Origin of the sequence: Pararhizobium sp. A13, from assembly GCF_040126305.1 — a bacterium.
GTDB lineage: Bacteria > Pseudomonadota > Alphaproteobacteria > Rhizobiales > Rhizobiaceae > Pararhizobium.
The window spans coordinates 1,588,429-1,601,921 of the sequence record NZ_CP149510.1 but is presented as its reverse complement, the minus strand read 5'-3'; the positions used below and the strand labels follow the sequence as shown (position 1 = coordinate 1,601,921).

Below are 13,493 nucleotides of genomic sequence, written 5' to 3'. Positions count from 1 at the left end.
GCCTTGCCCTCATTGCAAGGGGCTCGCCCGGCGGCCCAAGGCCGGCCGGGCAGTCAAATGTAAGAATTCACTTACTTCTGTTTGATCCGGCGCAGCAAAATCAATTGCCGATCGCGCCGACGGTGTTGGCAGTATCGTCCTTCGGACGTTCACCAACCGGCTGGGCGCCGGTCGCCATGTAGTAAATCGTTTCGGCAATGTTGGTGGCATGGTCGCCGATGCGCTCGATGTTCTTGGCGCAGAACAGAAGATGCGTGCACGGCGTGATGTTGCGCGGATCTTCCATCATGTAGGTCAAGAGTTCGCGAAACAGCGACGTGTAAATCGCGTCGATTTCGTTGTCCCTCTCGCGAATGCTGTTGGCCTTTTCCGGCGAACGCGACGCATAGACGTCGAGCACTTCCTTGAGCTGCATCAGCGCGAGTTCGGCCAGGTGCTCGAGGCCCCGGGCGAGCTGGCGCGGCAAGCTGGCGCTGGAAACCGCGATCACCCGCTTTGCCGTGTTCTTGCCGAGATCGCCGACGCGCTCGAGATCTGCGGCAATACGGATGGAACCCATGATTTCGCGCAGGTCGGCGGCCATCGGCTGGCGCTTGGCGATGGTGACGATCGCCTTTTCGCCGATCTGGCGCTCGGCCTCGTCGAGGATGGTATCGTCGGAGATGACCTTCTGAGCAAGCGCGAGGTCGGCATTGACCAGCGCGCGCACGGATTCGGCGACCATCTGCTCGGCAAGACCGCCCATCTCGGAGATGCGCCGGTTGAGGTATTTGAGGTCTTCGTCATAGACGGAAACAATATGTTGCGTAGACATGGTTGTCGTTCCTTGCGATCACGATCCGGTTTCAAGGGCGCCGCCGCTTCCCTGCGTGAGGAAAGCGGCAAAGCAAATCGTCAGCCGAAGCGGCCCATGATGTAGTCCTGTGTGCGCTGGTCGTCCGGATTGGTGAACATCTTGTCGGTGTCGTTTTCCTCGACGAGATTGCCGAGATGGAACATGGCGGTGCGCTGCGAAACACGTGCCGCCTGCTGCATCGAGTGGGTGACGATGACGATGGTGAAGTTGGCGCGCAATTCGTGGATCAGTTCCTCGACCTTCGCGGTCGCGATCGGGTCCAGGGCCGAGCAGGGTTCGTCCATCAGGATGACTTCCGGGCTGACGGCAACGGCGCGCGCGATGCACAAACGCTGCTGCTGACCACCCGAGAGACCGGTGCCCGGCTCCTGCAGACGATCCTTCACCTCGTTCCAGAGGCCTGCCTTCTGCAGGCTCTGTTCGACGATCTGGTCGAAATCGGATTTGGAGCGTGCCAGACCATGGATCCTCGGGCCATAGGAGACGTTCTCGTAGATCGACTTCGGGAAGGGGTTCGGCTTCTGGAAGACCATGCCGACGCGGGCACGCAGTTCGACGACGTCGATATTCGGATCGTAGATATCGTCCTCGTCGAGCGTGATCTTGCCGGTGACCCGGCAGTTGTCGATGGTATCGTTCATGCGGTTCAAGGTGCGCAGGAAGGTCGACTTGCCGCAGCCGGACGGGCCGATCAGGGCCGTGACCGTGTTTTCACGAACGTTGAGGTTCACGTCGAAAAGCGCGCGCTTCTCGCCGTAATAGACCGAAACATCCTTACCGATCATCTTGAAGGGAACGGTGTTCATTTTCTGATCCAGCGCCTTTTCAACTGCTGCTTCTGACATCATGTTCATGTTCTTACCTCACTACCAGCGACGCTCAAAGCGACGCCGCAACAGGATTGCGCCAAGGTTCATAACCACGAGGAAAATCAACAGAATGATGATTGCGCCCGAGGTGCGTTCGACAAATGCACGTTCAGCTTCATTGGCCCACATGTAGATCTGCACAGGCAACGCGGTAGAGGGTTCCATCGGCGAACCGGGAAAATCGACAACGAAGGCCACCATGCCGATCAGGAGCAGCGGCGCAGTTTCGCCGAGCGCGTGCGCAAGACCGATGATCGTGCCGGTCAGCACGCCTGGCATGGCGAGCGGCAACACGTGGTGGAAGATGGTCTGCATCTTCGAGGCGCCGAGGCCGAGGGCAGCCGCGCGGATCGATGGCGGCACGGCCTTCAGCGCCGCGCGGGTGGCGATGATGATCGTCGGAAGGGTCATCAGCGTCAGTACCAGGCCGCCCACCAACGCTGCCGAGCGCGGCATTCCGGCAAAGTTGATGAAGATCGACAGACCAAGCAGACCGTAGACGATCGACGGGACGGCGGCGAGGTTGTTGATGTTGACCTCGATGAGGTCGGTCAACCGGTTCTTCGGCGCGAACTCTTCGAGATAGATGGACGCGGCGACGCCGATCGGCAGCGCCAATGCAAGCACGATCAGCATCATGTAGAGCGAGCCGAGGGCGGCCACACCGATGCCGGCCGCTTCCGGGCGGCTCGAGGCGCCGAAGGTGAAGATACCCGTATTGAAGTCCTTCGTCATCGCACCGCTGTCGGTCAGCGTCTTCATCCAGCCGATCTGCTGGTCGTTGACCTTGCGCTTGGATTCCTCGACCTTGAGATCGATCTGGCCCTTGTTGGCGCTGTCGATGTTGCCTTCGGCAAGCAGCGGCACGTTCACGGTGGTGCCGATCACCGAAGGATTGGCAATGACGATGTCGCGCAACTGGATGCGGGCACTGGCCGAAACCATGTCCGTGGCCCTCTTGACCTGAGCCCTATTGGCCGGGTCGATGCCGAGCGCCTTGACGAGGGCGTCACGCACCAGGAGCGGATAGTTGGCCGTCATCAGCTTGGACGGGTTTGTCGTACGCTCGTTCTTCGGGTCGATGACCTTTTCGGCAAACTCGATCGGCAGCGTGATCGTGGTCTGCTGAAAGGCCGTGTAGCCGTTCGAAATGACCGTCCAGAGAAGGACGAACAGGAAGAACAGGCCGGTGAGGATCGCCGCCATGCCATAGGCACGGAAGCGGCGTTCGGCGGCGTAGCGGCGCTTGATGCCGATATCGCGTCTGGCTACAGCGGGGCGCACGAAGGCGGGGGACGAAGAGGAAACGATCTCGGTCATTCGTACTGTTCCCGATATTTGCGCACAATATAGAGTGCATAGATGTTGAGGCAGAGCGTGATGCAGAACAGCGTGATCCCGAGCGCGAAAGCCACTAGCGTCTGCGGCGAGTTGAACTCAAGGTCGCCGGTCAGCTGATTGACGATCTTGACGGTCACCGTCGTCATCGCTTCGAAGGGATTGAGCTGCATGCGCGCGGCAACACCAGCCGCAAGCACCACGATCATGGTTTCACCGACGGCACGCGATGCGGTGAGAAGCAGCGCGCCGACGATGCCCGGGAGTGCTGCCGGCAGAACGACCTTCTTGATCGTTTCCGACCGGGTGGCTCCGAGCCCGAGCGAGCCGTCGCGCAGGGCACGCGGCACCTGGGTGATGATGTCATCGGAAAGCGAGGACACGAACGGGATGAGCATGATGCCCATGACGATACCGGCGGTCAGAACGCTCTGCGCCTGAATGAAGGAGACGTAGTTGCCGGTGACGAGGCCGTTCAGCTGGGCGGAAATATCACGCAGGAACGGGCCGACCGTGACGAGCGCGAAGAAGCCGTAGACGATGGTCGGGATGCCGGCCAGGATTTCAAGCAGCGGCTTGGCGATCGAGCGGACCGCAGGCCGTGCATATTCGGACATGTAGATCGCCGCGAAGAGCCCGATCGGCACCGCAAAGAGCATGGCGACGAAAGCGATGTAGAGCGTGCCTGCGAGGAGCGGCAAGAGGCCGAACTGGCCTTGCGTCGCCTCGCTGCCAGCGGCAGCGAAACGCGGATCCCAGACGGTGCCGAAAAAGAAACTGACCGGCGAAACCGAATTGAAGAAGCGGATCGCTTCCGACAGCATCGAGCCGACGATGCCGATCGTCGTCAGGATGGCGATGGATGAGGCGAGCATCAGCGTCCAAAGCATGACACGCTCGACCTGATTGCGGGCGCGGAAGGGCGCGGAGATGCCGCGCAGCGCGAAGACGGCACCGGCAACGGAGATCAGGAGAACCACGACCGCCATCAAAACGCGACTTGTCGCAGTCATCTGATTGAACTGCGTGGCGGATTTGATCATGTAGGCTTCGCCGTCGCCGGCAAGCGGAACACCTTTTGCGGCCAACACTTCGCGCAGATTGGCTGAACCATTGTTGAGCGCGGCCAATTCCGCGTCATCCAGCAGCTTCAAACCGTTGGCAACGGACTTCACCTGGCCGAGCGCGAGCTCGGTGGTTGCCACACCCTGGCTCAGCACCGTTTCCGGGAGTGCGCCGCGCACGCTGCTATCGATGTAGGCCGGCGCGGCCACTGCCCAGACGGCAAGAACAATCGCCGCCGGGATGATCGCGCAGATCGCCGCATAGGTACCGTGATATCCAGGAAGAGAATGGAGAACCGAGAGCTTGCCGTTCGAAGTCGCGAGAGCCCGGGAGCGCCCGGCGAGATAGGCCGCGAAGCCAACAATCAAAATAAGCAAAAATATAAATGATGTGTTCATCGACATGTCCCCCCGGCCTCCAACCATGGAAAACCGGCAAATCCGAACTTGGGAGGTCCGGCACGGCAAAATTGCCGTGCCGGATATTGCTCAGCTGATTAGAGCATGTTGCCGGCTTCGAAAGCCTTGCGGCCTTCTTCGCGCTCAGCGTCCGGAGCCGAAACCAGGCCATAGGCTGCGAGCGGGCTGTCCGGGCCGATCATCTGGTCGTCAAGGAAGAACTCGACATATTCCTTGAGGCCCGGGATCACGCCGAGATGCGCCTTCTTGACGTAGAAGAACAGCGGGCGGGAAACCGGATATTCGCCGGAAGCGATCGTTTCGACCGATGGAACGATGCCGTTAACGGTTGCGACCTTCAGCTTGTCGGCGTTGTTTTCAAAGAAGGCGAGACCGAAGACGCCGATGCCGTTCTTGTTGGAAGCGATGCGAGCAAGCGTTTCGGTGTAGTCGCCGTCGATGTCGACAGCCAGGCCGTCCTTGCGGACTGCGACGCACTTCTTGGCGGCTTCCTTTTCATCGGCAACGAGGCCCTTGATGACGTCGATAGCGCCGGCGGCCTTGCAGCCAGCAGCCAGGATCTTTTCTTCGAAGACTTCGCGGGTGCCGTGCTTCTCGCCCGGGATGTAAGCAGCGATTTCAACGTCCGGAAGGTCCTTGTTGACTTCCGACCACTTCTTGTAGGGGTTGGCAACGAGCTTGCCGTCGACGACGACTTCAGCGGCCAGAGCGAGGTAGAGGTCCTGCGGAACCAGCTTCAGGTCGGCGTTGCCTGCGTCGGTTGCGAAGACGATGCCGTCATAACCGATCTTGACTTCCTGGATCTCGGTGACACCGGCAGCCTTGCAGGTCTCGAGTTCGCTGTCCTTGATCTTGCGCGAAGCATTGGCGATGTCGATCGTTTCCGGGCCAACGCCCTTGCAGAATTCCTTCAGGCCGCCACCGGTGCCGCCCGATTCAACGATCGGGGTCTTGAAGTCGGGGAAGGTTTCGCCGAAGGTTTCAGCGACGATCTTTGCGTAAGGCAGAACCGTCGAGGAACCGGCAACCTGGATCTGGTCGCGGGCAATCGCAACGCCTGCAAAAGCGGCGGATGCAACCAAAGCTGCAACAGTGAGTTTCAAGGCTTTCATCAGAATTCTCCCAGAATGGGCTTGTGTGGGTGCGCTTTTCATCAGCGCTCGCTTTCGCCGTGTCGATCGGCCGCCCTAGTTAGCGCCCGATGGCCTCACCTTTTATGTCAAATTCACGAAACATTTGTGACACCTTATGCGATTGAAATTGTTATGATTTTTTTAATTGCAACAATCTAAACGACGCGTTTGTGTCAAAACCTCACGGTAAACACCGTGCCCTTGCCGATTTCGGATTGGACGAGCAATCTGGCGCGGTGGCGGGTGAGGATATGCTTGACGATGGCAAGTCCCAGACCCGTGCCCTTTTTCGACCGGCTGGCCTCTACGTTAACCCGGTAGAATCGTTCGGTAATACGCGGAACGTGCTCGGCCGGGATACCCGGTCCATGATCGCGGACGGACACTTCGGCCGGCGCGTCACCACCACCGGAGAGTGTCACCTCGACCATTTTCCCCTCCTGGCCATATTTGCAGGCGTTTTCGATCAGGTTCTCGAAAACCTCGGTCAATTCATCGCGGTCGCCCTGAACAACGACCGGATCATCCGGCACGACCAGTGAAATCTCCACACCGACATCCTCGGCCAGCGGCGACAGCGCATCCCGAACATGACCAGCGGCGCGAGATCGACCGCCTCGTCCGGCGCAATGTGGGATTTGAGTTCCAGCCGCGACAACGAAAGCAGATCATCGACAAGGCGGCTCATTCGCGTCGCCTGCTCGTGCATGATGCCGAGGAATTTCTCGTGCGCCTTGGGATCGTTGCGCGCGGGGCCCTGCAGCGTTTCGATGAAACCGCGCAGCGAGGCGAGTGGCGTCCTCAGTTCATGGCTTGCATTGGCAACGAAATCGGAGCGCATCCGGTCGATGCGGCGCGCCTGCGATATGTCGCGATAGGAAAGAACGTATCGTCGCTCCTTCGGCGATCCGATTTCGGCTGGAGCGACGCGCACGATATAGACCGATTCCGACGGGAAACGCTCGGAATGCTCGATCTGGTTCGCCTTACCGGTGACGATCGTCTCGCGGACCATGTCGAGAATGCCGGGCGAGCGAACCCGCGCCGACAGGTCCGTTTTCGGCGGGATGGTGCCGAAGGCCTTTTCGGCCGCGTGGTTCTGCAGAACCACGGTCTCATCGGGCGCGACGACCAGGATTGGCGTGTCGAGCGCGTTGAAGGCGGCTGCAAGCATACCGAGATCGGCCTCCTCGGCCACAGGTTCGACCGCAGGCATGGCGGGCGGCGTGGGGTTGGCCGAACGGTTGAAAAGCGCCGCCATCCACACAAGCCAGAACAGGAGCGCAGCGACCGTGTGGATGCCGGACAGAATGAGCACGGCCGTCACGATGGTCGACAGGCCGATGATCCACTTTTCCGCGCTGGCCCTGTCCTTGAGACGCTCCCAGACTGTTCTTGTTTCTTCCAAAATACTCTCTCTTACCGGCATGCAATCAACCGGTGATATCGGAGGTTCATGACAATGATTTTCACGGGATGCTTGAATTCGCAATTCAATTGTGGCCTCCTCCCATGAAATCGGCGACCGGCCGCACAATGAAGCAGGGGCGGGACCATCATGGCAGAAATTGAGAAAAATCAGCCGGTCGAACTCGTCGTCAACGGCAAACAGCGCGTTTTCGATATCGATAATCCTGAATTGCCGGATTGGATCGACAGGCAAGCGCTGGCCTCAGGCGACTATCCCTACGACAAGAAACTCGACGACGATGCCTATGACGCCCTGCTGGAAAAGCTGCAGATCGAACTCGTCAAGGTACAGTTCTGGCAGCAGGCAACCGGCAAACGCGTGATGGCGATTTTCGAGGGCCGCGATGCCGCCGGAAAGGGCGGCGCGATCTATGCGACGCGATCCTACATGAACCCGCGCTCCGCGCGCGTGGTGGCGCTGACCAAGCCGACGGAAACGGAGAAGGGCCAGTGGTACTACCAGCGCTATGTCACGCATTTCCCGACAGCCGGCGAATTCGTCATGTTCGACCGCTCCTGGTACAACCGCGGCGGCGTCGAGCCGGTCATGGGCTTCTGCACGCCGGAGCAGCATGCACATTTTCTCAAACAGACGCCGCGATTTGAAAAGCTGATCACCGGCGACGGTATTCATTTCTTCAAATTCTGGCTGGATATCGGCCGCGAGATGCAGTTGAAACGGTTCCACGACCGGCGCCACGATCCGCTGAAGGTCTGGAAGCTCTCGCCGATGGATATCGCCGCGCTGACGAAATGGGATCTCTACACCGAGGCCCGCGACCAGATGCTCGTACAAACCCATACCGAGCACGCGCCGTGGACGGTCGTGCGCACCAACGACAAGCGCCGCGCCCGCCTCAACCTGATCCGCTATATGCTGAAGACGCTTGACTATGACGGCAAGGACGAGGGCGCGATCGGTGAGATCGACAACAAGATTCTCGGTTTCGGACCGGGCTTTGTGAAGTAGCGCGCCGCCGCTGCTTTATACGGCGACAGCTATTATTGCCCGGGAAGAATACGCACGGCGAACAGGCTGAGGCTGTTGCCGGCGCCGGTCACGTCGCTGTTGATCAGCATATGGCCGGGTGCGCTTGGCGCCAAGCTACGATCGAACGTCACCTTGAACAGCATGTCGCTCTTTTCCTCGTTCACCGTGAACCGATGGCGCCCACAATCGCCGAGCGAGGAGAAATCGCATTCGACGGCGAACTGGGTCTGCTTGCCTGCATCCGACTGGACGCTGAGCGCGACCGTCGACGTCTTGCCGGAAATCTGCCCGAGCACCGAAGCCGGAATCTCGATGAGGACATTGCCGTCCGCGTCCGCCGTCGCGGAGGTGATGCGCAGGCGCTGCCCATTCTCGTCGCTGACCGGATCGGCCGAGGCGCGGTTGCCAGCCGTGACGTTGGCTTGGTCGGCGGGCTTGAAAACCTCGACCCAGTCGCCGGAGAAGCCCGACTCGCTTCCAAGCGTCTTCAGGCCTTCTGCGCCGTCGAAATCCTCGGACTGCACCGTCGAGGGCGGATTGGCGACGCTGGTATCGCGCTCTGCGGCAGATTTCAGAAGTCCGCTGGTTTGCACCCACCAAGCGGCCGTTCCGAAGGCGGCGACGAGGGTCGTCACGACCATGACGAAGGACAGGAAACTGCCGCGCTTGCGGCGGCGGGGTTTTGGCGGGACAACCTTGACACCTCTGCCGCGCTTGCCGGAGACCGGCTCGACGGCGGCGGCCTCTGGTGCGCGGCTTGCCTCACGGCGTTCGGGACGCAGACCGGCAAGGCCACCATCAACGACGGGGCTGACGCCTTCGGCCGGCCCCCGTTCCGGCGGCATGTGAATTCCGTCATCGAGTTCCGCCGACGCGGCATTGCTCCTACCACTGCCGGTATCAATGCTGACCGGTGGCGGCACGGAGGCAGCCTTCAGCGCTGCGCGCTCCTCCACCTCGATGGCGTGGATGATTGCTTCAAGGCGATGGCGCTGCTGTGCGATCACGTTCGGATCATGCACGTCCTGCTTCCTGAGACCCGCCTCGAGCGCGTTTCGCGCCGACTGGTAGATGCGCGCGCGTGTTTCGGAATTCGTCCGGTCGGAGCGCTCCAGCGCATGTCTGATGGCAGTTTCCAGTCCGCTCACTGTCCGTCCTTCTTGATGCAGACGACCGGTATCGGTCGCTCCGCAAGGGCATGTCGCGCTGGGGCCGAAGCCCCGGAGCCGGGCAGACATGCAACCAACATTGCCCAAAAACGTTGCGATACGGCAGCGCTCCGGTTCCACAAACATCCGTCATCGCGGCCATCGTTCCGGTGAACCCGACGCGCTTTTGGATGTGTTAACAATTGGGTAACGGTTGGCGCCGCGATCTGCAAGCCTCGCACGTCAAAACTGACGGCCGGCGCCGGGGAAAACATAGAGGATTTTACCCGATTTGCCGCGCCGACGCGACTTAAGCACCCTTTGCAAAATCCAACGACGCTGATAAAGTTCTTACGTTTACGGAAACGTCAAAAATTGAAACGGGAGCGAATTCTTGTCATTGCCAGCCATTCTCAACGGCACCACGCGGCTGCCCGTCGTCGCAGCCCCCCTGTTCATCATCTCGCATCCGGCGCTGACGATCGCCCAGTGCAAGGCAGGCGTCGTCGGCTCGTTTCCGGCGCTCAATGCCCGGCCGGAAGCACAGCTGGATGAGTGGCTGGCCGAGATCACCGAAGAGCTGACTGCCCACAACGCCCGCAATCCCAGCAGCCCGGCCGCACCCTTCGCCGTCAATCAGATCGTCCACAAGTCCAACAAGCGGCTCGAGCACGATCTGATGCTCTGCGTCAAATACAAGGTCCCGATCGTCATTTCGTCGCTCGGCGCCGTTCCCGAGGTCAATGCGGCGATCCATTCCTACGGTGGCATCGTGCTGCACGACGTCATCAACAATCGACACGCCAATTCCGCGATCCGCAAGGGCGCCGACGGATTGATCGCAGTTGCCGCCGGCGCCGGCGGCCATGCCGGAACGCTCTCTCCCTTCGCCCTCATCCAGGAAATCCGCACATGGTTCGACGGGCCGCTTCTGCTCTCGGGCGCCATTTCCACCGGTGGCGCTGTGCTTGCCGCACAGGCGATGGGCGCCGACATGGCCTATATCGGCTCGTCCTTCATCGCCACCACCGAAGCGCGCGCCAGCGACGCCTATAAACAGATGATCGTCGACAGCAGTGCGGGCGATATCCTCTATTCCAACTATTTCACCGGTATCCATGGCAATTATCTAAAACCCTCGATCATTGCCGCCGGCATGGATCCGGAGCAACTGCCGGAGGCCGATCCTTCCAAGATGGACTTCGAGACCGCAACGGCCGGCGCCAAGGCCTGGAAGGATATCTGGGGCTGTGGCCAAGGCATCGGCGCCGTCACCGAGATCGTGCCCGTCACTTCTTTGGTCGATCGGCTTGCGCGCGAATATGACGAGGCGCGCCAGAGACTGTCGCTCTAAAACAGCGCCGTTCCGTCGTCCCGAGGTTTTTTCCGGTTCTGCAAACTGATGGCTTGAAATCCCATCGGTTTGCAGGTATCAGCCCCTCACACATCGCTCCGCTGCATCGCGGAACGTTTGCGGGCCGCTTTAGCTCAGGTGGTAGAGCACATCATTCGTAATGATGGGGTCGCAGGTTCGAGTCCTGCAAGCGGCACCAGTTTCCATCCGAGAAGCCTATTTCTCAACGATTGCAAGGCATTGGCGTTCCCCGAGGTACCCTATGAGGTCCACCGAGAGGAACCGAGTAGATGATCCACCTTCCCTACGTTTAGTTCCGAAAAAGCGTTTCCGCTACGGGACGCAAGGTCCCCGCCCCGGGGTCGCTTGCCCACCTCCCCACCATCGGCAGTTGTGCGGGAAGCCACACTTGCTGTTTCAGGCGCGCCTAGCGGTCGCGACCTAGCCGGCGGTGACCTCGTCTTTGTGGGCCGCGAAGGCTGCCAGGACTTCATCCTTCTCGCGTTTCGGGACCTTGAAGAAGTCCAGGGTCCGCGCGAGTTCCGCTGCCACCTCATCGAATTCTTCGGAGGAGATTCGGAGATCGCGGTGGGCCTCCTCAAGACCGAGCGGCGTCGTGCCGGGCTTGGTGGCCGTGAACTGGAAGGGCCCACCCGAAACGTCGCAGACCCACAGCGTCCGCATGAACTTCAGACCGGGCAACCTTTCCAGGTTCTTGGTGTGCCATTCCCGCAGCTGCGGGTTCTTGGACTGTTGGCCGACGACGGGGTTTTTCACGACGGCGTCGCTGAAGTGATCCACCACCGCCGCAATAGCGAAGACGCCGCCCAGACGCTCGTACAGACTTTTCTCAGGCATGGATTGGTTGGCCCGCAAATTATCCGTCCCTGCCAAAACAGCGACGGAAGCGGCGGCCAGCGTTGGGCCTGCGACCACACTTCGTCTTGTGATAAAAGTCGAAACAGCCTGTGTCATGGTCACCTCCTTGGTTCCAGTCCACGGCTTAGTCCCATGCTCGGGCCGGGTGACAATGCTGTTAATTATTTATTTCTAATTTAGATATTCATTATAGCATGGCAGCCGCTTGGCGATCGAGATCGATCTTCTTCATCGCCGCATTGTCAATGCACCGAACTCGAGGCAAATCACCCTTGTCCTCAGCCCCTCGAACAAGGGAAGACGCGATCTCGGCAATGTGGATCGGCTCGGTGTCTCGCCGCACTGTGCCCTCATACGACCGATGCTTCTGCGGTGTTCATGGCATGAACAGCACTGCCTTTGACACCAGATGCAAACCCGTTGTTCAAGCCCGGCGCAAGCGACGCGGCATACCTTGCCCTTTCCCCGGCATGAAGCCGGACAGCGAAGGACAATGACATGTCGAACACGATCGAACACTCGACCCTCCCGCAGGACGCAGCAATCGCGCTGTTCCTGCAGGAAGACAACGCCGACAGGCTGACGGACGTTCTCGTCGATGCGCTCGATGAAGCATTCAGAATACTGAATGAAGAACTGGTTTCCCGGCCGCTGAACTGAGCTGCCGCGATGAACCTGCGGCATGACAAACCTCCGACGCAAGGATGTCACACCTACCCCGTATGACTCTCTCCCGTCATGCGGGTAACTGCGCTGCAGATCTTCTCCGGCAAACATGGTTAATTTTTTAACTATTTTCCGGTTAGCAGCGTGGGACTTCAGCGGATCGGCCGTTGACGCGAAACCCGGGAGGACTCAGATGATCTTCAATCTGCTCAAGGCCAAGTGCGACGACACGGCAGACACCGGCACTTATGCCGACGGCGCTTTCGAGCCACCGGTCATCGAGATCAACGCCGCTCCGCGCCGTGTTCGCGGCCACATCGCACATCAGCGCGACTATGGCAGCAACCGCCCCATCCCGGCGATCCCTGCCGGTCTTGCCTGAGGCGCTCCGGCAGGTAAACGCCGAGCGCTCAGGCCCGCGGCCTGAGTTTCATGTGGCGGTTGACATCCTTGTAGAGCAGGTAGCGGAATTTACCGGGACCGCCCGCATAACAGGCCTGCGGGCAGAAGGCGCGCAGCCACATATAATCCCCGGCCTCGACCTCGACCCAATCCTGATTGAGCCGGTAGACGGCCTTGCCTTCCAGCACGTAGAGGCCATGCTCCATGACATGGGTTTCGGCAAAGGGGATCACCGCGCCCGGTTCGAAGGTGACGATCGTCACATGCATGTCGTGGCGCAGATCCGCGGTATCGACGAAGCGCGTCGTCGCCCATTTTCCGTCGGTGCCCGGCATCGGGGCCGGCGTGATATCCGCTTCGTTGAGGAACAACGCAGGCGGCACGTCGAGACCATCGACGGCCTCGTAGATCTTACGTATCCAATGGAACCGCACGGGCTTGTCGCCGGTGTTGCGCACCGACCAGGCGCTTGCCGGCGGAATGAAAGCGTAACCGCCGGGTGACATCTGATGAACCTTGCCGTCCAGCGTCACGGTCAGCTCACCCTCCACGACGAACAGAACGCCCTCGGCGCCCGTATCCGGTTCCGGCCGGTCGCTGCCGCCCCCCGGCCCCACTTCCATGATGCTTTGCGAGAAGGTCTCGGAAAAACCGGAGAGCGGCCGCGACAGAACCCACGCCCGGGTGCTGTCCCAATAGGGCAGGTAACTGGCGACGATATCCATCATCACGCCCTTGGGGATGATGGCATAGGCCTCGGTGAAGACGGCGCGATCGGTAAGCAACTGCGTCTGCGGCGGAGCGCCGCCCGTGGGGGCGTAGTAAGTGCGGTTCATCGGATTTCCTGGACTCTCGAATGGATCAGCCCTGACGGGCGGCAAGCGGCCGCAAGGCGCACGCAAT

The 13,493-nt window shown here is 60.3% G+C and carries 12 protein-coding genes, 1 tRNA gene and 1 pseudogene; 5 read left to right on the top strand and 9 right to left on the bottom strand.

Features of this window, described 5'->3' with window-relative positions:
- Nucleotides 1–100: 100 nt before the first annotated feature.
- The 6 genes and pseudogenes from phoU to phoR all read right to left on the bottom strand — a co-directional run bounded on the left by phoU (nucleotide 101) and on the right by phoR (nucleotide 7,109).
- A complete protein-coding gene (gene phoU / locus WI754_RS07740; RefSeq protein WP_349437108.1) occupies nucleotides 101–814 on the bottom strand; it encodes a phosphate signaling complex protein PhoU in 714 nt (237 codons plus the stop codon).
- A gap of 80 nt (nucleotides 815–894) precedes the next feature.
- Entirely contained in the window at nucleotides 895–1,710 is an 816-nt protein-coding gene (pstB, locus tag WI754_RS07735; protein ID WP_349437107.1) for a phosphate ABC transporter ATP-binding protein PstB, read from the bottom strand.
- A gap of 12 nt (nucleotides 1,711–1,722) precedes the next feature.
- Nucleotides 1,723–3,045, bottom strand: coding sequence for a phosphate ABC transporter permease PstA (gene pstA / locus WI754_RS07730; RefSeq protein WP_349437105.1), 1,323 nt, complete (start codon nucleotides 3,043–3,045; stop codon nucleotides 1,723–1,725).
- Nucleotides 3,042–4,526 carry a phosphate ABC transporter permease subunit PstC gene (gene pstC / locus WI754_RS07725; protein WP_349437104.1) on the bottom strand — a complete coding sequence of 495 codons (1,485 nt, stop codon included), beginning with the start codon at nucleotides 4,524–4,526 and terminating at the stop codon, nucleotides 3,042–3,044. Before pstC ends, pstA begins: the two co-directional genes overlap by 4 nt.
- A gap of 98 nt (nucleotides 4,527–4,624) precedes the next feature.
- On the bottom strand, nucleotides 4,625–5,659 hold the full coding sequence (locus WI754_RS07720; protein WP_349437103.1) for a substrate-binding domain-containing protein: 1,035 nt from the start codon (nucleotides 5,657–5,659) through the stop codon (nucleotides 4,625–4,627).
- A 194-nt stretch (nucleotides 5,660–5,853) separates the two neighbouring features.
- A pseudogene (gene phoR / locus WI754_RS07715) lies at nucleotides 5,854–7,109 on the bottom strand (phosphate regulon sensor histidine kinase PhoR).
- Between the two features lie 129 nt (nucleotides 7,110–7,238).
- Between phoR and ppk2 the strand changes: the two are divergent.
- On the top strand, nucleotides 7,239–8,120 hold the full coding sequence (gene ppk2 / locus WI754_RS07710) for a polyphosphate kinase 2 (RefSeq protein WP_349437102.1): 882 nt from the start codon (nucleotides 7,239–7,241) through the stop codon (nucleotides 8,118–8,120).
- Between the two features lie 32 nt (nucleotides 8,121–8,152).
- Here the strand turns inward: ppk2 and WI754_RS07705 are convergent, their stop codons facing one another.
- A complete protein-coding gene (locus WI754_RS07705) occupies nucleotides 8,153–9,289 on the bottom strand; it encodes a biotin transporter BioY (RefSeq protein WP_349437101.1) in 1,137 nt (378 codons plus the stop codon).
- Between the two features lie 394 nt (nucleotides 9,290–9,683).
- On the opposite strand from WI754_RS07705, the gene WI754_RS07700 reads away from it, so the two are divergent.
- Both WI754_RS07700 and WI754_RS07695 read left to right on the top strand, forming a co-directional pair.
- Nucleotides 9,684–10,643 carry a nitronate monooxygenase family protein gene (locus WI754_RS07700; protein ID WP_349437100.1) on the top strand — a complete coding sequence of 320 codons (960 nt, stop codon included), beginning with the start codon at nucleotides 9,684–9,686 and terminating at the stop codon, nucleotides 10,641–10,643.
- A 123-nt stretch (nucleotides 10,644–10,766) separates the two neighbouring features.
- Nucleotides 10,767–10,842 (top strand) — tRNA-Thr (locus WI754_RS07695).
- Between the two features lie 242 nt (nucleotides 10,843–11,084).
- Here the strand turns inward: WI754_RS07695 and WI754_RS07690 are convergent.
- Nucleotides 11,085–11,618, bottom strand: a complete 534-nt coding sequence (locus WI754_RS07690; protein WP_349437099.1) for a group 1 truncated hemoglobin — start codon at nucleotides 11,616–11,618, stop codon at nucleotides 11,085–11,087.
- Nucleotides 11,619–12,020: 402 nt separating this feature from the next.
- Here WI754_RS07690 and WI754_RS07685 point away from each other — a divergent pair, with 402 nt between their 5' ends.
- Both WI754_RS07685 and WI754_RS07680 read left to right on the top strand, forming a co-directional pair.
- Complete coding sequence (locus tag WI754_RS07685) at nucleotides 12,021–12,182, top strand: hypothetical protein (protein ID WP_349437098.1); 162 nt, start codon at nucleotides 12,021–12,023, stop codon at nucleotides 12,180–12,182.
- 199 nt (nucleotides 12,183–12,381) lie between these two features.
- Nucleotides 12,382–12,570, top strand: a complete 189-nt coding sequence (locus tag WI754_RS07680) for a hypothetical protein (RefSeq protein ID WP_349437097.1) — start codon at nucleotides 12,382–12,384, stop codon at nucleotides 12,568–12,570.
- Nucleotides 12,571–12,598: 28 nt separating this feature from the next.
- Here the strand turns inward: WI754_RS07680 and WI754_RS07675 are convergent, their stop codons facing one another.
- Nucleotides 12,599–13,426 carry a bifunctional allantoicase/(S)-ureidoglycine aminohydrolase gene (locus WI754_RS07675; protein ID WP_349437096.1) on the bottom strand — a complete coding sequence of 276 codons (828 nt, stop codon included), beginning with the start codon at nucleotides 13,424–13,426 and terminating at the stop codon, nucleotides 12,599–12,601.
- Nucleotides 13,427–13,493 lie beyond the last annotated feature (67 nt).